The following is a 21,526-nucleotide window of genomic DNA, read 5'->3' on the forward strand; positions in this document are numbered from 1 at the left end:
AAGAGCCTTTAAAGGCTCTTTTTTTATTGTCACAATTAATGCATTGCCTGAATTTTCTCTAAGAAAAGTTTAGCGCGCTCGTGACGAGCCTCTAAATTATCAAAAAATTCATTGGTTGGACAATCTTCAAGAATTTTGCCTTCATCCATGAAAATTAAACGGTTCGATACTCGTTTAGCAAAACCCATTTCATGAGTAACACACATCATGGTCATACCTTCATTTGCAAGTTGTACCATCACTTCAAGCACTTCTCCTACCATTTCAGGGTCGAGTGCCGAAGTAGGTTCATCAAACAACATACAGACTGGGTCCATAGATAACCCGCGAGCAATTGCAACACGTTGTTGTTGTCCACCAGAAAGTTGTCCTGGAAATTTATCTTTATGCGCAAGTAACCCAACTCGTTCCAGATACTTAAGTCCCTTTTCCCGAGCTTCAGCAACTGAGCGTTTTAATACCTTCACTTGAGCAATCGTTAAATTTTCCAAAACTGTCATGTGCGGAAAAAGTTCAAAGTGCTGAAACACCATTCCTACGCGAGAACGGAATTTTGCAAGATCAGTTTTTGGATCTTTTAATGAAACCCCATCAACAATAATGTCACCTTGCTGAAATGGTTCTAAAGCATTTACAGTTTTAATGAGCGTTGATTTTCCTGAACCAGATGGCCCGCAAACAACAACGACATCACCTTTTTCAATACTCGTCGTGCAATCTGTTAAAACCTGAAAATCACCATACCATTTAGAGATATGTTGGATGTCTATCATTGGCATTTAAAATCTCCAATTAGCGAATGATGGCAATTTTTTTCTGTAAGCGTTTGACTAATTGCGATAGTACAAACGAGCTACAGAAATACACCACAGCGACGATTAAGTAGAATGTTGCTTTTGTTTCAGGACCATAGGTATTCGCCAATGTATCTGCACGACCTAAGAAGTCTGGTGCACTAATCACATAGACTAATGACACATCCTGAAAGAGAATAATGGTTTGAGTAAGTAATACCGGGAGCATATTACGGAAGGCCTGTGGTAACACCACATAACGCATAGATTGACCATAGGTAAAACCTAAAGCGTAGCCTGCATTGACCTGACCTTTGGAAATAGACTGAATACCAGAACGTACAATTTCCGAGAAAAAAGCAGCTTCAAAAATCGCAAAGGTCACAACACTCGAAAATAATGGCCCCCAATAAGTATCTGATTGAAACTCAAATATTTTCGGCAACAAAAAATAGAAAATAAAGATGACCTGAATTAATGGAATACCACGAAATAGATCGACATAGAACTTCGCAAAGTTACTTGCGATTGCGCTGTTAGATAAACGCATCATTGCCAATGGAGTTCCAATCAGGATTCCTCCCATCATCGCAAGTACCGTTACCGTAAGCGTGAAGATAAAACCTTCTTTGAGAGCAGCAATAACATCAGGATTATGTAATAGAGAAAAATCCATAATTATTTTCCTCCCGAACCTAAACCTGGTACAGCCATACGTTTTTCAATCCATGCCATCACAAATTTAATAGTGTAGGTAATGATTAAATAAACCGGTGTAGACAGAATAAGAATGATAATGTCCTGAGAAGTCTCTTCTCGCATGGTTTTGGTATAAGCGAAGAAGTTCAAAACACTTAACGCATATAGAACTGCTGAGTTCTTAAAAACGTTCATTGCTTCTGAAGTAATAGTTGGCCATACAGTGCGGTATGCAACCGGTAAAATCACATAACGATAACTTTGCGCCGTTGTAAAACCCATTGCAGAAGCTGCGAACTTTTGTCCGCGAGAAACTGTGTTAATCCCCGCTCTTACATGCTCAGAAACACGTGCTGCGGTATATAGTCCCAAAGCAAAAACACCAATAACAGCAGGATGATGATTTAGAAGGTTTTTCCACCATCCACCTGCTACAACGTCTCCACTTCCAGCACTTAAACTATCTGGTAAGAACTCTGGGAATACAAAAGCCCAGAAGAATAACTGTACAATTAAAGGAATATTACGGAATATTTCGACATAACAGTTGCCGATAAATGCAAGCGGTTTGTTGGGTAAAGTACGAATTACCCCGAGGAGAGAACCTAATAAAAATGCGATAAGAAAGGCTACAACAGCAGTCCATACCATAGTAAAGACACCAGAACCTAACATTTGTAACCATGTGGGCGCCTCAGAATAAGCATTGTAGCTAGAGCTACCAATGACTTTACAAACTGATTCTGCCCATGCGGCTTTATCGACACCATATTCATTAGACTCCGCACAGAATATAGTCCAGTTTAGCGAGCCGACTGACATGTTTGCCCCTTAAATGAATATCTTAGAAAATAGACCACTTGTGCAAATGAGGTTTTACACTTGCACAAGTAAATTTAGGACAAAAGGAACGTTAGATCCCTGCATCTGTTGGGTGGGCTTTAAGCTTTTTGTAAGATGCACTTGGCTGCATATTTAAATTAGTATTTTTTGGTGGAATTGGAGATAAGAACCATTTCTTATATAAAGCGTCCATTTGACCAGTTTTCCATAAATTATTTACGGTACGGTCGGCAACTGCTTTAAATTTTGGATCATCTTTTGCAATCATGATGCCATAAGGTTCTGACGAAAGTACCGGCCCTACAATTGCGAATGCTTTTGGTGTAGATGACTTAGCAATTAGACCAGCTAAGATATTGTCATCCATTACAAATGCTGCGGCACGACCAGATGCCATCATGGCAAATGAGTCAGAATGATCTTTACCATAAATGTTTTGTACATTAAGTGACTGACCTTTTTCATTCATTTTAATGTACTTGTCAGATGTTGTACCTTGAGTCGTAACCACTGCTTTACCATTTAAATCAGCTAGACTTTTAATACCAGAGTTTGCTTTAACAGCCATGCGCACTTCTGTTGCATAGTAGTTCGTTGAAAAACCAACTTGTTGCTGACGCTGTTTTGAGTTTGTAGTCGTACCACATTCCATATCAATATTTCCTGCTAAAAGCTCAGGAATACGTGTTGATGAAGTGACTGCCTTGTATTCAACTTTTAAACCAGGCATTTTCAATTCTTTCTTAATATCATTTGCGAACTGGTTACAAATGTCGACTGCATAACCTACTGGTTTACCTCCAACAACGTATGAAATTGGGTCGGATGATTCTCGGTGACCAATAACGATTTTTCCAGTACTTTTGATTTTTGCTAATGTGTCTGCTGCCTGAATTTGAGAAGTAGCACCAACCGTACAAAGCATAATTGTTGAAACAATGAGAGAGGTTGCAGAACGTTTCATAAGAACTCCTTGATGATCATTCCTCTATTTGTCTACAGAATCATTCTTATAGAGAAATAAAGTGATTTATTATTAAATTGCAATTATCGAGCCAACTTTTCCAAGTAGGACTTCATCCATTTGCTTCACTTATTATTTATCTGTTTCGCAGAGTTAATACCTTTAAAACTGCTCACATGTTTCTACTTTAATCTATATTTTAATCTTCTGTCTATTATTAAGCTCATCTAATTACACTTAAATGTGGCAATTTTTGATTACATTGTAAACACATGCACAATAAAGTGGCTTAATTTTTTCTAAAAACTGTTTTTAGAAAAACTATTTTATTAATAAAAAGAAAAATTAATTTTATTAGGCATTTAGACTAAAAGTCTAAGTTTGTAATTAAAAAACAAAACCAACCTCAAAATAATAAATAAAAATGTTTTAATAAAATTCATTTATAAAATTTATAGTAATGTTTTTTACAATTAAAATATTTCTACAAATATAAAAAAAGCCCGATTTATTTCGAGCTTTTTTATAAAACCTATAGATTAAATGCCTCGCCAATCAACGCGTGCATTTCTTTCTGTTTGATATATTCTTAAAACATATTGTCCAAGGGGCAAATCAAGTAAAGCTTTCTGATAATTGCTCCACTCTGGAGACACCTCTTCATCCTCTTCGGGTTCCCATGGCGTACCTTTTATTTCTAATAAAGGTGCAAGCATAGAACATACTGAAATATCAGCGAGGCTTAATCGGTCTCCAACCATATAACGTCCTTGGTTTTCAATAAGGTACTGATTCAGCTCACTGATGAGTTCATCCATACGCTCTTTTGACTGGCTCACCACTTCCCCTTCAAGCTTATAGTTCTTTTTTACTAAAGTTTTGAGGAAAGGTTTTGATATTTTTTCAAACTGACGCAAGTAACCTTGTTCGCCCATCATAATCTCGAGAGCATGGTCGCCATGGGCTAAAGTATGCGCTAGTGCCCAACGACGTACATGCACACCCAGTTCATCTGCCAAACTATCAATCTTAAGTGTTTGCTGCCTAAGTTGCTCATCACGGCGTAAAAGTGCATGTTCTGGATAAGTATCATCCAGATAAAGCGCAATTTTAGTTGATTCAGCAATCCAGCGATGGTCATCTTTCAAAATCGGCAATAAGTTTTGCCCTGTTTTGAGTTGTGCAAAAGCACGATGAAAGCCAGGAATCAAATTATGTGCAACGTAATCAAGTTCTTTATGGTCTAACAACCAGCGAGCTTTTTCACAATAATGAGATAAAGGAAACTGATACAAAACCCGCATAAAATCTCCATGTTTATTTTTATTTGACTATTCGTACAAAAATCGTCTTCGGTAAATAGATACTTTAGAAGCTATTTTTAATGAAAACAATGGATATTGTGCTCATTTTTCACTGACAGTTAGGTCTATATTTTTTATATCTTTTTTTACCGTACTTATAGCTCTTTTTCATATTAAAAAGGCTTTAGTAATTCATTTTGCAAATAAAAATCATAATTCTTTGATTTTTAATATGTTTCTATATCTCTATTTATCTATTAAAAATCAAAAAAAGTGCTTTGCATTTTTATTCATAAGCTGAGCATAAGTCCTCGTTTAGTGGAAAAATATTTCTTTTGTAAGGTAATGACAGCAATACAAGGTGTCATTATGTCTAATTCTCTATCTAAAACGACGGCATACGTCCAAGTCATTCAAAATGATCAACAAGCGATTAATGCTGCTTATCAAGTGGCTGATTTTGCTTTAGAGGGTCGTAATACACGTGATCAACAACGCCAACTTCCTTATGAGCAAATTGAAAGTTTTAGCCAAAAAGGTTTAGGTGGAATTCGCATTGCAAAAAAATATGGCGGTGCATTTGTTTCCAATAAAACACTGGCACAAGTTTTCCGTATTTTAAGTAAAGGCGATGCCAATGTTGGTCAAATTCCACAAAATCAGATTAGCCTGTTGAACCTGATTGAAATCATGGGTACAGAACAACAAAAACAATTTATCTTTTCAGAAATATTAGCTGGCAAACGTCTTGCCAACGGTGGTCCAGAGCGTAATACACATGACTCAAAAACACTAAAAACTACCCTTACCATTGAAAATGGAAAATATATTTTAAACGGCGAAAAGTTTTATTCGACAGGAACAAGCTTTGCGCATTGGCTCGCAATTAAAGCGATTCATCCTGAAGGCCATGTTGTCTTAGTCATTGTTAACCGTGATGCTCAAGGTATTGAAGTTATTAATGACTGGAATGGGTTTGGTCAGCGTACTACAGCGAGTGGTACAGTTAAATTAAATCAAGTTGAAGTTAATCCTGATCTTATTTTTGATGAACGCTTATTGACACAAGTTCCTACCTATCGCGGTGCGTATTCGCAGTTATTACAAGTGGCAATTGATGTCGGTATTGCGGAAGCTGCTTTTGAAGATACTTTATCGACTATACACAAAGCACGCCCAATTATTGATGCAAATGTTGAAAAAGCCAGCTTTGAACATTACACACTGCAAGAAGTGGGTAAGTTAAATATTTTACTCGACGCAGCAATTTTACTGCTTGATGAAGCTGCTGAATATTTAGATGAACTTGACCAACTTGAAAATGTGACTGATGAACAAGTAGCTAAAGCTTCAATTTTGGTTGCGGAAGCAAAAGTCTACGCCAATGATGCGGCTCTACAAATCTCTGAAAAACTACTAGAGCTAGGTGGTAGCCGTTCAAGCTTAAGCCAACACAATTTAGATCAACATTGGCGAAATGCCCGTGTACATACCCTACACGACCCTGTTCGCTGGAAATTACATGCCATTGGCAATTATTACCTTAATGGTCATTTCCCTGCCCGCCATGCCTGGATTTAAGGAGCAATTGTCATGACTTCATATCAATCGGTTCAAACCAAACAAACATCGGCATCTGGTCAAGCACATATTATTCAAAATGATGCTGAAGCTTTAGAAGTCGCCAAACAATTTGCCGAACAATTTAAAAAAACCGCAGTTGAGCGAGACGCTAAACGAATTTTACCGTATACCGAAATTGATGCCTTGAGCCAGTCTGGACTTTGGGCAATTACAGTACCCAAGCAATATGGAGGTGCGGAAGTTTCAAGCCATACCGTTGCCAAAGTAATTGCGCTTTTAAGTGGTGCCGATGGTTCAATCGGACAAATTCCACAAAACCATTTTTATGCATTAGAGGTATTACGTAATACGGGCACAGAAGCTCAGAAACAACGTTTATACGGCGAAGTTTTAAATGGCACTCGCTTTGGTAATGCACTTGCTGAGTTTAAAACCAAAACTTCAACCCATAAACAAACCAATATTCGTCCGCATGAAAATGGATATCTCATTCAGGGTGAAAAGTTTTACTGCACAGGAAGTTTATTTGCTCACCGTATTCCAACCTTAGTTTTAGATGATGCAGGTCGAGAGTATCTGGCATTTGTAAAAAGTGGTTCACAAGGATTAAAACTTGTTGATGACTGGTCTGGCTTTGGACAGAAAACCACAGGCAGCGGTACAGTTAAATTTGATCAGGTTTTTGTAGATGCAGATGATGTCATTCCTTTTGATACTGCATTTTTACAACCAACCTTAGTCGGCCCTTTTGCCCAAATCATGCATGCATCAATTGAGGTAGGCATTGCACGTGGAGCCTTTGAAGAAAGCTTGCAAAGAGTGCATCAAGCGCGCCCATGGATTGATTCAAATGTAGAAACTGCAAATCAAGATCCTTTAACAATTTATGAATTAGGACGCATTGCGGTAGATGTACGAGCAAGTGAAGTGTTATTAAAACAAGCAGCTCAATCAATTGATGCCGCAAAAATTGAAACCACACCTGAAAGCATTGCTAAAGCATCCATCGATGTTGCCAAAGTACGTGCTCATAGTACTGATATCGCACTCAAAGCATCATCTAAGCTGATTGAACTTGCAGGGAGCCGTGGTAGTCAGTCACAAGACGGCTTAGACCGTTTCTGGCGCAATGCACGTGTGCATACGTTACATGATGCCGCACGATGGAAATATTACTTTATTGGGAACTATGTTCTTAACGGTGTTCTACCACCTCGTCGGGGGACATTGTAATGGCAGATTTCAAAGCGAAAGAGATTTTATTCAATGCCTTTGATATGAACTGTGTTGGGCATATCAATCATGGTTTATGGACACATCCACGTGATGAATCACACCGCTTTAATGAACTGAGCTATTGGACAGAACAAGCCAAAACCTTAGAAAGTGGTTTATTCGATGGTTTATTTATTGCAGACATTACAGGTGTGTATGACGTCTATCAAAATGGTATTGATCTGACTTTAAAAGAGTCCATTCAGCTTCCGAGCCATGACCCATCTACACTTATTTCAGCTATGGCAGCAGTTACTCAAAACTTAAGTTTTGGAGTCACTGTGAACTTAAGCTATGAGCATCCGTATCAATTTGCACGCCGCTTTGCGAGTCTCGACCATTTAACTCAAGGTCGTATTGGCTGGAATATCGTTACGGGTTATCTAGATAGTGCGGAACGCTTAATTGGTCAAAAAGGTTTAAAAGACCACGATGCTCGCTATGAACAAGCCGAAGAATTTTTAGAGCTTTGCTATAAATATTGGGAAGGTTCATGGGAAAACGACGCCGTTAAAAAAGATAAAGTACAGCGTGTTTTTACAGATCCATCTAAAGTTCACACCATTCACCATCACGGAAAATACTACCAAAGTGAAGGTGTATTTCAGGTGTCTCCTTCTGTGCAACGCACCCCAACACTATTTCAAGCAGGTGCTTCACCAAAAGGTATGCAATTTGCGACTCGTCATGCTGAATGTGTATTTATTGGCGGTGACAAACCCGAAAAAATACGTGAACAAGTGAAAAAGATTCGTGCTCTTGCAGAACAGCAAGGCCGTTCAGCGGATGACATTAAAGTGTTTGTCGGTATAACCGTTGTTGTTGCCGAAACACATGATCTCGCTGTACAGAAACTTAATGAATATCGTCAGTATGCGAGCCCTGAAGCAGGCTTAGCGCATTATGCGAGTTCAACAGGCATTGACTTAAGTAAGTTTGCTGACGATGAAGCGATTCCTTACCAAAAAAGTAACAGTATTGTTTCGATTACCGAAAAGTTTAAAGAGCAACAAATCACAAAAAATGACTTAAAAGCTCAGCATGTTCTAGGTGGTCGTTATCCCCTCATCGTGGGTAGTGGCGAAGAAGTTGCTGAATACTTAATTCATCTTTTAGATGAGACAGATATTGATGGCTTTAATTTGACACGTACAGTTGCACCTGAGTCTCACCACGACTTTATTCGCTTGGTTATTCCTGAGCTACAACAACGTGGTCGCTATAAAACTGCATATAAAGCGGGTTCACTACGGAACAAAATTTTTAATCGGGGTGATCAATTACCAGAACAGCACCCTGTTCAAGCGTTCCGATGTAGTCCCTATAACAACAGCAAAAACCTAACAAAAATTGAAGAAATAACCGCTTAAATTTGGAGATAGACATGGCTCAAACAGCCTCTAAAAAATGGCTAGGCGTAGGCTTAGTCGTTGTAGTCCTTTTTGTTGCTTTATTCTTATGGAATAAACATCGTCAAAGTGGCTCAAATGAACTTGTGATTGGCATTAGTCCACCATTTGCAAAACCTTTACAAGCTGCTGCCGATGAAGCAAAGAAACAAGGTTTAAATGTAAAACTTGTCGAATTTTCTGACTGGAATACACCAAACATTACTTTAAATCATGGGGATATTGATGCGAACTTTTTCCAGCATCAACCTTTCTTAGACAATGCAATTAAAGAAACTGGCTTTAAATTAAAAGCATTTGCAGTAGGTGCAGCATCACATGTGGGACTTTATTCAAAGAAATATAAAAGCCTTGATGAATTGCCACAAAACGCACGTGTAGTCATTCCAAATGATCCAGTGAATCAAGGTCGTGCCCTACTACTTTTACAGCAAGCTAAATTAATTACGCTTAAAGATTCAAACAACCATTTATCTGCACTTAAAGATGTTGTTTCAAACCCTAAAAACTTGCAATTCATCGAGGTTGAAGGACCACAAACTGCTCGTGCAATTGATGATGTTGACTTGGCTTTTGGCTACCCACATTACTTGCGCTTAGCAAAAACAGCTGACCCTGAAAGTGCGCTTTTACTGGATGACAATACCAATAAACGTTATGCCATTTTGTTTGTAGTGCGTGATGACTATCAAGATAAGGGCGACAAATTAAAGAAATTTGTTGAGATCTATCAAAACTCGCCAAAAGTTAAAGCTGTGTTAGACGCTGAAATTGGGCCAAAACTTTGGTTCCCTGGCTGGAAGTAATAACGGAAAGATTATGGCGATTCAGTTCAAACAGCATAAGCCTTGGTTACTCGGAATTACGATTTTAATCGTAGTTCTGGGCCTCGTCGGTTACCGTTATATTAAAAATAAACAAGTCGACGATGTTTTAACGATTGGCATTAGCCCGCCTTATGCTGAGCTATTACAAAGCGTTGCCAATGAAGTAGAAAAGCAAGGCGTTCATGTCAAGCTTGTTGAATTTTCTGATTGGCGGGCACCAAACGTTGCCGTACAAAACGGTGATATTGATGCAAATTTTTTCCAGCAAAGCGTATTTCTACGTAATGCTGTTAAAGAAACGGGCTATGACTTACATGCATTTGGTGTGGGCTCAGGAAGTCATGTCGGTTTATATTCAAAAAAATATAAGTCACTTGAAGAATTACCTTCAAAAGCACGTGTGGCTATTCCAAATGATCCCGTCAATTTAGCTCGTGCTTTAATTTTATTGCACCGTGCAGGTTTAATTCAGCTTAAAGATATAAATAATGAGCTCTCAACAACCCAAGACATTATTACTAATCCTAAACAGCTGAGCTTTGTTGAAGTTGAAGGTCCTCAAACCGCACATGCATATAATGATGTCGATTTAATTTTCGGCTTCCCTCACTACTTAAAAATGGCAAAGGTAACCGACCCACATAGCGCATTATTTTTAGATCCAATCGATAAAAAATATGCAATTTTGTTTGTGACCCGTCGCGATTACCAAGACAAAAACCAAAAACTTGCAACCTTTGTTAAAGCATTCCAGAACTCAAAACAAGCACAAGACATTCTGGATAAAGACTTTGGTAAAGGTTTGTGGTTTCAAGGCTGGAAATAAGGAGAATGGCAATGGTGAGTTTTGGATCACAAGTTGATTTTTCTCTACCTCATATCAAAATTCGTGGTTTAAATAAGTTTTACCAATCTCAAGGTCAAAAACTGCATGCGTTAAAAGAGATTAACCTTGATATCCCACAAGGTAAGATTTTAGGCATTATTGGTAAAAGTGGTGCGGGAAAATCTTCCTTACTTCGCACATTAAATGGTTTAGAACAAGTAAATACTGGCAGCATTCATATTCATCAACAAAATATTGCTGAATTGAGTCATGCTGAACTCATTCAAACCCGCCAGCGTATTGGAATGATTTTTCAACATTTCAATTTGATGTCTGCAAAAACAGTTTGGGAAAATGTGGCTTTGCCCTTGAAAGTTTCCAATTATAACAAAGCAGATATCAATGAGCGCGTAAATGAAGTTCTGGCACTCGTAGGTCTTGCAGATAAATCTAACTATTATCCATCACAACTTTCTGGCGGACAAAAGCAACGTGTTGGTATTGCACGTGCACTTGTTCACCACCCTGAAATTTTACTATGTGACGAGGCGACATCAGCACTCGACCCTGAAAGTACTGCCACTATTTTGGCTTTACTTAAAAAGATTAATCAGGAACTTGGCCTCACCATTGTATTAATTACTCACGAAATGCAGGTCATTCGAGAAATTTGTGATCAAGTCGTGGTGATTGATCAAGGTGAGATTGTAGAGGCTGGACAAGTTTGGTCGGTATTTTCACGACCAGAACAACAGATTACTCAAGAACTGTTAAACCTTGAGCAAATTACCCTGCCTTTTAAAATCAGCCCTCTACCGGATGAAAATTCGACGCATATAATCCTAAAACTGAAATATGAGGCGGAAGCACATCAGGTTCCGGATATTCAAGAACTCCTTGCTAGATTTAAAGCACCAGTCAATTTATATCAAAGTCAGGTGGATACCATTCAAGGGCATATTATTGGCTCGCTTTTAGTTGGTATTCCTAACGTAGAAATTGATCTTTCATCTATACAACAAGATGTATTAACAGCAAATGCACAATTTGAGGTACTTGGCTATGCAAGACCAGCTCATTGATTTATTAATTACTGGAACTCTAGATACCTTACTCATGGTAGGTGCATCTGCATTTATTGCTTTTTTAATTGGCTTACCTATTGCTGTTGTTTTAGTCAGCACTTCTGAGCACGGCATTCATCCGTCACAAAAGATTAATCAAGCTTTGGGTTGGGTCATCAACATTACTCGTTCTGTACCCTTTCTAATTTTAATGGTTGCACTTATTCCGCTTACTCGCTGGATTGTGGGTACAAGTTATGGCGTTTGGGCAGCCGTTGTTCCACTCACTATTGCTGCAATTCCCTTCTTTGCCCGTATTGCAGAAGTTAGCTTACGTGAAGTCGATCAAGGCTTAATTGAAGCAGCACAAGCCATGGGTTGTAACCGTAAACAAATTATTTGGCATGTGCTTTTACCCGAGGCTTTACCGGGTATTGTGGCAGGCTTTACCGTGACTATTGTGACTATGATTAACTCATCAGCAATTGCAGGTGCCATTGGTGCAGGTGGCTTAGGAGACATTGCTTATCGATATGGTTATCAACGTTTTGATATGCAAATTATGTTGGCTGTCATTTTTGTGCTCATTGTTTTAGTCATGTTAGTACAAGCGACTGGTGATGCATTAGCCCAGCAACTTGATAAACGTAAAGTTTAAAAGCAATACAACCCAGCTCTAGCCATGACTTTGTCATGGCTTTCATGTAAAATCAGCGACAATTTTTAATTTACACATTTGTGAGTGGTTTTCATGGGTTTTAATTGCGGTATTGTTGGTCTGCCAAACGTAGGGAAATCTACCCTTTTCAATGCATTAACGAAAGCAGCGATTGCAGCGGAAAACTTCCCTTTCTGTACCATTGAACCAAACACAGGTATTGTTCCTGTACCAGATCCACGTTTAGACAAACTTGCTGCGATTGTTAAACCACAGCGTATTTTGCCAACTACAATGGAATTTGTGGACATTGCAGGTCTTGTTGCTGGTGCATCAAAAGGTGAAGGCTTAGGTAACCAGTTCCTTGCTAACATCCGTGAAACTGATGCGATTGCTCATGTTGTACGTTGTTTCGAAGATGAAAACGTAATTCACGTAAATGGTAAAATTGATCCATTAGACGACATCGCAACGATTAATACTGAACTTGCGCTTGCTGATCTTGAAACTGTTGCTAAAGCAATTTTACGCTTAACTAAAGTTGCTAAAGGCGGTGACAAAGAAGCTGTAGCAACTAAAGCAGTTTTAGAAAAAATCCAACCTTTACTTGACGAAGGTAAGCCAGCTCGCGCAGCTGATTTGTCTGATGACGAACGTAAATTAGTTCGTGGTTTTGGTTTAATGACTTTAAAACCAACCATGTATATTGCAAACGTTGCAGAAGATGGTTTTGAAAACAACCCACACTTAGACGCAGTTAAAAAACTTGCGGCTGAAGAAAACGCTATCGTTGTTCCTCTTTGCAACCAGATTGAAGCTGAAATTTCATTATTAGAAGATGAAGATCGTGCTGAATTTTTAGAAGCAATGGGTATGGAAGAACCAGGCTTAAACGTGGTTATTCGTGCCGGTTATGCGCTTTTAGGTTTACAAACTTATTTCACTGCTGGTGTACAAGAAGTACGTGCTTGGACAGTAAAAGTTGGTGCAACCGCTCCTCAAGCAGCTGGTGTGATTCATACTGACTTTGAAAAAGGCTTTATCCGTGCTGAAGTTGTTGCATACGATGACTTTGTACAATACAACGGTGAGAACGGCGCTAAAGAAGCTGGTAAATGGCGTTTAGAAGGTAAAACTTACGTTGTTCAAGACGGCGATGTAATGCACTTCCGTTTTAACGTTTAAGTTAAAGCTAAAAAAGCCCCAATATATTGGGGCTTTTTTTATTATGAATGATTTAAATCCATTGTCTCTCGTTTACTACGAGCCTCTTGTAAAATACGCGCATGCAAAGGCTTTCTAAAACCCAGCATAAATATAAATTCTGCCAATACAAATAACGGCCCTATCGCAAGTCCAATCACATCATCAACAAAGGCAGGTTTTTTCTTTTCGAAATAATGTCCAACAAACTGAAAGACCCAACCCACTACAAAGAAACCAATACTTGCCGCTAACCATTGTCCTAAAGAAAGCTCGGCAATTTGGCTTGCCAATGGATACACAGCGACTAAAATAATCAGCATGAGTAAACCAAATACTTTATCTAAAATGAAGTAATAGATCGTACTAACTGCAATCAACACCATAGCGAAAGTAAATTTGAAACTACTTATATCGATCCCAACTCTCGCTGTTAAACATAAAATTGAAAATACAATAAGTGGAATACCAACAAAATGCGTCAAAATATTTTGATGGTTTAAATGATAAGCAGCATATTTGCTAAGCTGTTGCTCCAGATTTGTCATGAGTGATTCCCTATTCATCTACATATAGTCATACTGTACAAATACGGAAAATTTAAAGTTGTCAGCTATTTGACAAAGTAATGATTTTTTTCATGGATGGACTGATATTGGATCTTATTTATATTAATCGACTTAAGGAAAATACATGGTTTAGTGTGCTTCCAGAAGCATTCCAAAATTTTATTTTAGAACATGGTAAGCAAATTACTTTTGAAAAAAATAGTTATGTGTTCCGCGCTCAAGATATCTTTGATGGCATTTACACTGTACTTGAAGGCTCAATTAGCTTGGGTTATGTCGATGTAAATGGTAATGAAGCTCTTTCTGCAATTGCTGAGCCAATTATGTGGTTTGGAGAAATATCCCTGATTGACCATGAACCGCGTTCACATGATGCCATTGCCTTGAAAAAAAGTACGGTTTTACAGATTCCAGCAAATCCATTAAATGAATTACTCAAAGACAATCCATATTATTGGTACTACTTTGCCCGTTTAACCAGTCAAAAACTCAGATATGTTTTTTTAGAACAGATTGCTATACAAACACGCAGTATTTCTCAAAGACTTGCTCAACGTCTTTTGTTTATTTTGGAAGGTTATGGTAATCACATTCTTATACAAGAAAGACAAATTCATATTTCTCAAGAACAATTAGCAAATATGCTCACTACCTCAAGACAGACTGTTAATCATGAGTTAAACTTATTAGAAAAGCAGAATATTATTAAAATTGCGTTCAGAAAAATTGAAATTTTAGACATAGAAAAGTTAAATTTAATCGCAAAATCTACTAGTTAAATAGATTAAAAAAATCTATATAATAAAAACTTAAAATTAAATTAAAAAATTAGATAACACTGCAAAATAAAACATTGTTCAAACTCTATTTCACAAAATAAATATTCCAAAACAGAATTTTTCATCTTACACTCGAACTGAGCAATAATACTCAACAAGGCGCTGATTAACATGAAAAAATTATCAACAATTCTTACAGCTGGCGTATTGGCAATGTTAAGTGTTTCGGCATTTGCATGTCCAAAAGGAACTCAACTCCAAGGAGGAACTGGACCACATCATAAAGGCGGTAAATGTGTTGCTATAAGCGGCAAAACGACTGCTAAAAAAGAAGCTAAGAAAGATATGAATGAGAAGAAACATGCTGCTATGACTAGCGCGACTAACGCTAAACAAGAAGCAAATCAAGCTACTCATCAAATGAAACAAGATGCTGTAAAAACTGCAAACACTGCTAAGAAACCATAATTAATATTAATTTATGTGTTAAAAAAGCGAGATTCTAAATCTCGCTTTTTTTATTATTACCATTATTTCGGAGATGTATTTCCCAAATTTGGGTTATCAATTGCTTCCTTACACTGCTGTTTATCACGTTCGTAGTCTGTTTGTTTTTGAGCAACTGTTTTTTCATTTTCCAGTGTTTCTCGTGCCCATACATCTAGACTAGTTAAGGCTTTTCGGCAAAGTGCATATTTTCCTTCAGTTACCGAATCTGTCATTTTTACGTTAATACGCCAGTCCGTACTCAGCTGACGTAGTGGTTTGCGAACCTTATCATTTATCTGATTAAGCTGTTTTCCATAAACTAAAGGGTCAACAGAGTTAATTAATGTCCATGCCTTTTTCGCATAGACTGTTGCATCATTGGTTAATTTCGGCGCTGGTTTAATTTCAACTTTTTTATCTGGGTTATGTCCATCATCACAACCCTGCAATATAAATGCGCTTGCACTCAGGATGGCGATATAAACTAAACGAGTCTTTGATTTGAACATATCAAACTGCCGAATTAAACATTTCGGCACTATGCTATTAAATTCGGCTACAATACTCAATCTTTCAAGTTTTTATAATTGTTTTACAGCCAAGGTGTATCGTGTCGAATCAACAACAGATGGCTGCTCAAAAAGCAACTTTTTGGCAAGGTGCCAAAGATAGCCAAGCCATCGTACTCACCTATTTACCTGTTTCTTTTGCCTTTGGCGTTTCTGCATCTCAATTTGGTTTCAGTCCTTGGGAAGCATTTTTTCTTTCTTGTTCAATGTATGCTGGTGCAAGCCAATTTCTTGTGGTTGCGCTTTTGGCTAGTGGTTCATCTATTTGGTTAACGGCGCTAACAGTCATTGCACTAGATATTCGCCATGTACTCTATGGTCCAGCACTGTATAACTTAATTCCCAATAAATTAAATCTAAAAAAAACGGCTGTTTGGGCTTGGGGGCTTACAGATGAAGTTTTTGCCAGTGGAATGATTCAACTTTCGCAACGTAAACAGCAGTGGTCTGAATCTTGGATGTTAGGCTTAAGTCTGTTCAGCTGGATGTCTTGGGCAACTGGTTCATTGTTAGGTGGCTTATTTGCAGATCAAGTCGCCCATCTTCCAAAATTTTTACAAGCAGCTTTAGACTTTTTACTACCCGCTTTATTTTTAAGCTTTTTGCTCGCAGCTTTTGAGCGCAAACATACTTTAGTCGTTGCAGTATCTTTAGTTGTTTCAGCCTTGGCATGTTATTGGATTAACTTATCAGCAGCTATTTTTATTGGTATTTTTTCAGGCATTTTAGCTGGTTTATTTAAACACTATGTGCTGAAACAGCATGAAGAGGTTGAAGCCTAATATGAACTTAGAAATTATATTGGTCGGCATTATTGTCGGTATTGCCAATTTTGCTTCACGTTTTGGCCCGTTCTTCGTTATACAAAAACTACAAGGTACTCATCAAAAACGTGGCTCTGTCTGGATAAAAATTGCTTTAGGGAGTATTGGTATCTCTGCCATTAGCGCCATGCTTGTAGTTGCAACTCTCCCCCCTTTACTTGAAACTCCCAACAAGAGCTTCGCAATGTTTATGGGTTTTATAGTTTTAGCAGCTCTTTATTTTAAATTTAAGAAAATTGTTCCAGCGACTTTAACTGCTGCACTCGTTTATGGTTTGATCTACACATATTTACCTTTATAAATAGATAAACTGATCATCCTTATATAATATATAAAGGCTAGAAGTGATTAATAGTAATAGCTTCTAGCATGAAAAACTCATTTTTTTAAATTTATTAAAAGATAACACCATCTAGCGATTAGAGATAAAAATGTCACAAGTTAAAATTTATGCAAATGAACAAACCATCATGCAGTATCGAGAATTGCTTTCTCATGCTATTCATCAGGCTCTTATTGAAGAGTTGAAATATCCTGTCGAGAAAAGATTTCAACGCTTTATGAGTCTCAAACCGGAAAACTTTATCTATCCTTCAGATCGAAGCCAACGCTACATCATTATTGAACTTTCAATGTTTGCTGGCAGAAGTACTGAAGCGAAGAAAAGACTCATTCAAACTTTATTTCGTAATATTGAACAGTATTGCAAAATTACCCCACAAGATATTGAAATCACTATTTTTGAAACACCTAAAGAGAATTGGGGCATCCGTGGTCAAAATGCAGATGAAATGCGTCTAAACTATCAGGTTAACGTTTAAAAATTATCTGCATCATTGTCTGACAAAATTCATTTTTTTATGTGTGATAAGGCTTAACTCCACCATAAGTTCTGCTATGCTTAAAAAAATAATTTTGTCAGGATGATTCGCATGAGCGTGACACTCGGTACCCCACTTCAATCTTCTGCATTTAAAGTTTTATTGTTAGGTTCAGGAGAGCTTGGTAAAGAAGTTGTAATTTCCTTACAACGCCTTGGTGTTGAAGTACATGCAGCCGACCGTTATGATCACGCACCAGCTATGCAAGTTGCACATTTTTCTTATGTGTTAAACATGGCTGATCCAACTCAATTAAAACAACTCATTGAAAAAGTTAAACCGAATTTAATTGTTCCAGAAATTGAAGCAATTGCAACCGAGGTTTTGCTTGAAATTGAAGCAAATCAAACCGCTACTGTCATTCCTTCTGCTAAAGCAGTAAACCTGACCATGAACCGTGAAGGTATTCGCCGTCTTGCGGCTGAAGAGCTTGGTTTGCCTACTTCGGCTTATCGCTTTGCTGACTCTTTAGAAAGCTTCCGTGCTGCTTGTGATGACATTGGTTATCCTAATTTTGTAAAACCAGTCATGTCTTCTTCTGGCAAAGGCCAGTCTCGTGTAAAAAGTTTTGATGAAGTTGATGCGGCTTGGGAATATGCGATGCAAGGTGGCCGTGTTAACCAAGGCACAGTCATTATTGAATCTCAAATTGATTTTGATTTTGAAATTACGTTACTCACGGTGCGTGCTAAAAACCCTGAAACTAGTGAAATTGAAACTCACTACTGTGACCCGATTGGTCACCGTCAAGATGCAGGCGATTATGTAGAAAGTTGGCAGCCTCAACCCATGACTCCTGCAGCACTTGAAGAAGCAAAACGTATTGCAAATAAAGTGACAACAGCACTTGGTGGCTGTGGTATTTTTGGTGTAGAACTATTTATTAAAGGTGACAAAGTTTGGTTCAGTGAAGTCTCACCTCGCCCACACGATACTGGTCTTGTGACTTTAGCATCTCAGTATCAAAGTGAATTTGAATTACATGCACGTGCAATCTTAGGTTTACCTGTAAACACAGCACGCCACAGTGTTGCTGCAAGTGCCGTAATTTATGCTGGAGTAGATGCCAACAATTTAAGTTATAGCAATCTGAATGTAGCTTTAGCTCATCCAGACACAGACTTACGTTTGTTTGGTAAACCAGAAGGCTTCAAACGACGTCGCATGGGTGTTGCAACTGCTCGTGCTGAAAATACTGATCTTGCCCGTACTTTAGCGAAAGAAACCGCTGATCAAGTAATCGTTCAAACAAACTCTTAATTTTTATTTATTGGTAGACCCATTTTCATGATCAATACATCGCCACTGTTGAACTACGTCTCAAGTCATCATGATATTAAAGCCATTAATCAATGGCGAACGGATGTAGAAAAGCAGTTGCAGGATTCATATGAAAATGGGCAATCTATTCGTGAAATCATTAAAGCACGTTCAGATTTAGTTGATGAAGCGCTGATCTTTTTATGGAAACATGCTGAACTGGATCAGACAGGTCTAGGCCTTTTCGCTGTAGGTGGTTATGGACGCCGTGAAATGTTGCCCTATTCCGACGTCGATATCATGATTTTGTCAGAACATGAAATTACTGAAGAAAATGAAAAGCGAATTTCTACCTTTATTTCTTCATTATGGGATGTTGGAAACTTTAAACCTGGTATTAGTGTTCGAACTATTCAAAGCTGTGTTGAGCAAGCCGCTACTGATTTAACAGTTGCAACCACACTCATTGAAGCCCGTTTAATTACCGGTAATACTCAGCTTGCAAAATGGCCTCGTCGTATTGTCTCTCAGACTTGGACAGATAAAACCTTTTATGATGCGAAAATGGCAGAACAAGCCAAGCGCTACCATCAACATAACAACACAGAAAGTAACTTAGAGCCTGATATAAAAAATGCTCCGGGTGGTATTCGTGATATTAATCAGATCGGTTGGATTGCTAAACGTCATTTCCGCGTAAACCGTATCTATGATTTAGTACATTTAGGATTCATTTCAGAATTTGAATTAGCCGTTCTAGAAGAAGCTGAAAGTTTCCTTTGGGAAATTCGTCACCATTTACACCGTTTAGCCAAACGTGATGAAAACCGTCTACTCTTTGACCACCAAAGGGAAATTGCAGCAAAGTTTGGATATGTGCGTCAAGAAGGCCAACCTGTCAATTATGGTGTTGAGCAGTTCATGAAGCGCTACTACCGTACTGCGCAACAGGTTTCGACACTCAATGAAATGTTACTCGCGTATTTTAGTGAGTCTGTCATTACACCTCGACTCCCCAACTACGAACGCAAAATTGAAGTGATTAATGATCATTTTAAAATTGTCGATAACAAACTTGCCGTACAACATCATAAAATATTCGCAGAACATCCAAGCGCTATTTTAGAGTTGTTCTATATTTTAGCGAATCGACCAGATATCGAAGGTATTCGTGCTCGTACTTTGCGTTTACTGATTCTTGCAGCGAAAAGAATTAACCAAAGTTACCGTAATAACCCAGAAAACCAAGCGCTGTTTATGTCAATTATTCGCTCACCGTATCGCCTATACGATACATTGGTTGCGATGAAGCGTTATGGTGTTTTAGGAAACTATATTCCCGCTTTTGGGCAAATTATGGGGCTTATGCAATATGACCTGTTCCATATCTATACAGTTGATGCCCACACATTATTATTACTACGTAACTTAAACCGATTTAGAGAACCTGAATTCGCTAAAGAGTTCCCTGTGGTCAGTTCAGTTTTTCAGCGTCTTGCTCGCCAAGATATCGTCTTTATAGCGGCATTATTCCATGACATCGCCAAAGGTCGTGGTGGTGACCATAGTGAACTTGGTGCCGAAGATGCGATTGAGTTTGGCCGAGCACACGGATTTACAGAGCGTGAATGTAAATTAATCGCATGGCTTATTCAAAACCATTTACTCATGTCTTTGACAGCGCAGAAAAAAGATATTTCTGATCCTGATGTCGTAAAAGATTTTGCAGAAAAACTTGGCGATATGGAACATCTCGATTATCTGTACACTTTAACGGTGGCGGATATTAATGCGACAAATCCAAAACTTTGGAACACATGGCGCGCATCCCTCATGCGTCAACTTTATACGCATGCTCGTGATGTAATTCGTACTGGCTTAGGCCGCCCTGTTGACTACCAAATGCTGATTGAAGATACCAAATTTGCAGCAAGTGAATTACTGGTAAATAACTTCGCATTGGCAGATGTCGAAAAGGTATGGCAAGAACTTGGTGATGAATACTTCATTAAAGAATCTGCCGATGAAATTGCCTGGCATACACAAGCAATTTTAAAACACGGTGATAATCCTGAACCATTAGTACTTTTACGTGCTCATCGTAAAGCTGCTCAAGATGCCGTTCAAATCTTTATTTATACACGTGATCAGCCAAACCTGTTTGCGACCACAGTTGCAGTGTTAGATCGCATGAATTTAGACGTTCAAGATGCAAAAATTATCACAGCAATTACTGCATTTAGTTTAGATACCTATGTTGTACTTGATCGTTTTGGTACATTGCTGACTGATCCTGAACGTGAAGAAACCGTTAAAACTGCATTAGTGAAGGCACTTAGCCAACCAGATCAATATCCGGGACTCATGCAACGCCGTATTCCGCGTCAATTGCGTCACTTTGATATTGAAAATACAGTCGACGTAACATTAAATGAAGCTTTACAGCAGAACATGGTCGAAATTTCAACACTTGACCATCCTGGCCTACTTGCACGTGTAGGTGGTTTATTTATGATGCAAGGTTTAGACATCCATTCAGCTCGAATCGCAACTTTAGGTGAACGTGCAGAAGATATTTTCTTTGTCACCAAAAAAGATGGAAAACCGCTAAATCATGAAGAGGTCAAACTCTTCTCGGAAAAACTGAAAGCTGCATTAGATGAAGCGTCTAATCAAATTTGTCAGCACTGAAACTCAACTACTTG

22 protein-coding genes are annotated in these 21,526 nt (G+C 38.2%); 15 read left to right on the forward strand and 7 right to left on the reverse strand.

Annotation, left to right across the window (positions count from 1 at the left end):
• Positions 1-35 precede the first annotated feature (35 nt).
• From ACLCEG_RS02720 to ACLCEG_RS02740, 5 genes are all read right to left on the reverse strand, one after another.
• Positions 36-779: an amino acid ABC transporter ATP-binding protein gene (locus ACLCEG_RS02720; RefSeq protein ID WP_019458936.1), complete on the reverse strand. Its 744-nt coding sequence runs from the start codon at positions 777-779 to the stop codon at positions 36-38.
• A gap of 13 nt (positions 780-792) precedes the next feature.
• Positions 793-1,470, reverse strand: coding sequence for an amino acid ABC transporter permease (locus tag ACLCEG_RS02725; protein WP_004702135.1), 678 nt, complete (start codon positions 1,468-1,470; stop codon positions 793-795).
• 2 nt (positions 1,471-1,472) lie between these two features.
• On the reverse strand, positions 1,473-2,315 hold the full coding sequence (locus tag ACLCEG_RS02730; RefSeq protein WP_004702137.1) for an amino acid ABC transporter permease: 843 nt from the start codon (positions 2,313-2,315) through the stop codon (positions 1,473-1,475).
• A gap of 91 nt (positions 2,316-2,406) precedes the next feature.
• Entirely contained in the window at positions 2,407-3,300 is an 894-nt protein-coding gene (locus tag ACLCEG_RS02735; protein WP_004702139.1) for an amino acid ABC transporter substrate-binding protein, read from the reverse strand.
• Between the two features lie 539 nt (positions 3,301-3,839).
• A complete protein-coding gene (locus tag ACLCEG_RS02740; RefSeq protein WP_191105351.1) occupies positions 3,840-4,604 on the reverse strand; it encodes a glutathione S-transferase family protein in 765 nt (254 codons plus the stop codon).
• A 345-nt stretch (positions 4,605-4,949) separates the two neighbouring features.
• On the opposite strand from ACLCEG_RS02740, the gene ACLCEG_RS02745 reads away from it, so the two are divergent.
• From ACLCEG_RS02745 to ychF, 8 genes are all read left to right on the forward strand, one after another.
• On the forward strand, positions 4,950-6,185 hold the full coding sequence (locus tag ACLCEG_RS02745) for an SfnB family sulfur acquisition oxidoreductase (RefSeq protein WP_191105352.1): 1,236 nt from the start codon (positions 4,950-4,952) through the stop codon (positions 6,183-6,185).
• 12 nt (positions 6,186-6,197) lie between these two features.
• Positions 6,198-7,421, forward strand: coding sequence for an SfnB family sulfur acquisition oxidoreductase (locus ACLCEG_RS02750; RefSeq protein WP_032048245.1), 1,224 nt, complete (start codon positions 6,198-6,200; stop codon positions 7,419-7,421).
• Positions 7,421-8,833 (forward strand): LLM class flavin-dependent oxidoreductase, encoded by a 1,413-nt coding sequence (locus ACLCEG_RS02755; protein ID WP_410565571.1) that lies wholly within the window; start codon positions 7,421-7,423, stop codon positions 8,831-8,833. Before ACLCEG_RS02750 ends, ACLCEG_RS02755 begins: the two co-directional genes overlap by 1 nt.
• Before the next feature lie 14 nt (positions 8,834-8,847).
• A complete protein-coding gene (locus ACLCEG_RS02760; protein WP_410565574.1) occupies positions 8,848-9,678 on the forward strand; it encodes a MetQ/NlpA family ABC transporter substrate-binding protein in 831 nt (276 codons plus the stop codon).
• A gap of 13 nt (positions 9,679-9,691) precedes the next feature.
• Entirely contained in the window at positions 9,692-10,525 is an 834-nt protein-coding gene (locus tag ACLCEG_RS02765; RefSeq protein WP_410565577.1) for a MetQ/NlpA family ABC transporter substrate-binding protein, read from the forward strand.
• Positions 10,526-10,530: 5 nt separating this feature from the next.
• On the forward strand, positions 10,531-11,607 hold the full coding sequence (locus ACLCEG_RS02770; protein ID WP_410565580.1) for a methionine ABC transporter ATP-binding protein: 1,077 nt from the start codon (positions 10,531-10,533) through the stop codon (positions 11,605-11,607).
• Positions 11,588-12,247 (forward strand): methionine ABC transporter permease, encoded by a 660-nt coding sequence (locus ACLCEG_RS02775; protein ID WP_410565583.1) that lies wholly within the window; start codon positions 11,588-11,590, stop codon positions 12,245-12,247. The genes ACLCEG_RS02770 and ACLCEG_RS02775 overlap by 20 nt, the downstream gene beginning before the upstream one ends.
• 93 nt (positions 12,248-12,340) lie before the next feature.
• On the forward strand, positions 12,341-13,432 hold the full coding sequence (gene ychF, locus ACLCEG_RS02780) for a redox-regulated ATPase YchF (protein WP_004642544.1): 1,092 nt from the start codon (positions 12,341-12,343) through the stop codon (positions 13,430-13,432).
• Between the two features lie 41 nt (positions 13,433-13,473).
• On the opposite strand, the gene ACLCEG_RS02785 is transcribed toward ychF, so the two are convergent.
• Entirely contained in the window at positions 13,474-13,998 is a 525-nt protein-coding gene (locus tag ACLCEG_RS02785) for a DUF962 domain-containing protein (RefSeq protein WP_200002375.1), read from the reverse strand.
• 92 nt (positions 13,999-14,090) lie between these two features.
• Between ACLCEG_RS02785 and ACLCEG_RS02790 the strand changes: the two genes are divergently transcribed.
• Together ACLCEG_RS02790 and ACLCEG_RS02795 are read left to right on the forward strand one after the other, a co-directional pair.
• On the forward strand, positions 14,091-14,798 hold the full coding sequence (locus ACLCEG_RS02790; RefSeq protein ID WP_410565587.1) for a Crp/Fnr family transcriptional regulator: 708 nt from the start codon (positions 14,091-14,093) through the stop codon (positions 14,796-14,798).
• Between the two features lie 171 nt (positions 14,799-14,969).
• Positions 14,970-15,266: a hypothetical protein gene (locus ACLCEG_RS02795; RefSeq protein WP_410565590.1), complete on the forward strand. Its 297-nt coding sequence runs from the start codon at positions 14,970-14,972 to the stop codon at positions 15,264-15,266.
• A gap of 62 nt (positions 15,267-15,328) precedes the next feature.
• On the opposite strand, the gene ACLCEG_RS02800 is transcribed toward ACLCEG_RS02795, so the two are convergent.
• Positions 15,329-15,796 (reverse strand): hypothetical protein, encoded by a 468-nt coding sequence (locus ACLCEG_RS02800; RefSeq protein ID WP_025465257.1) that lies wholly within the window; start codon positions 15,794-15,796, stop codon positions 15,329-15,331.
• A 119-nt stretch (positions 15,797-15,915) separates the two neighbouring features.
• Between ACLCEG_RS02800 and ACLCEG_RS02805 the strand changes: the two genes are divergently transcribed.
• The 5 genes from ACLCEG_RS02805 (at position 15,916) to glnD (ending at position 21,512) form a co-directional block, all read left to right on the forward strand.
• Entirely contained in the window at positions 15,916-16,638 is a 723-nt protein-coding gene (locus ACLCEG_RS02805) for an AzlC family ABC transporter permease (RefSeq protein WP_019458924.1), read from the forward strand.
• 1 nt (position 16,639) lies between these two features.
• Complete coding sequence (ygaH, locus tag ACLCEG_RS02810; RefSeq protein ID WP_004702171.1) at positions 16,640-16,981, forward strand: L-valine transporter subunit YgaH; 342 nt, start codon at positions 16,640-16,642, stop codon at positions 16,979-16,981.
• 130 nt (positions 16,982-17,111) lie between these two features.
• Positions 17,112-17,501, forward strand: a complete 390-nt coding sequence (locus ACLCEG_RS02815) for a tautomerase family protein (protein WP_410565594.1) — start codon at positions 17,112-17,114, stop codon at positions 17,499-17,501.
• A 102-nt stretch (positions 17,502-17,603) separates the two neighbouring features.
• Positions 17,604-18,821 (forward strand): formate-dependent phosphoribosylglycinamide formyltransferase, encoded by a 1,218-nt coding sequence (purT, locus tag ACLCEG_RS02820; protein WP_410565597.1) that lies wholly within the window; start codon positions 17,604-17,606, stop codon positions 18,819-18,821.
• 27 nt (positions 18,822-18,848) lie between these two features.
• A complete protein-coding gene (gene glnD, locus ACLCEG_RS02825) occupies positions 18,849-21,512 on the forward strand; it encodes a [protein-PII] uridylyltransferase (RefSeq protein ID WP_191011312.1) in 2,664 nt (887 codons plus the stop codon).
• Positions 21,513-21,526 lie beyond the last annotated feature (14 nt).

Source organism: Acinetobacter sp. H1(2024), from assembly GCF_046557555.1.
Taxonomy (GTDB): Bacteria; Pseudomonadota; Gammaproteobacteria; order Pseudomonadales; family Moraxellaceae; genus Acinetobacter; species Acinetobacter seifertii.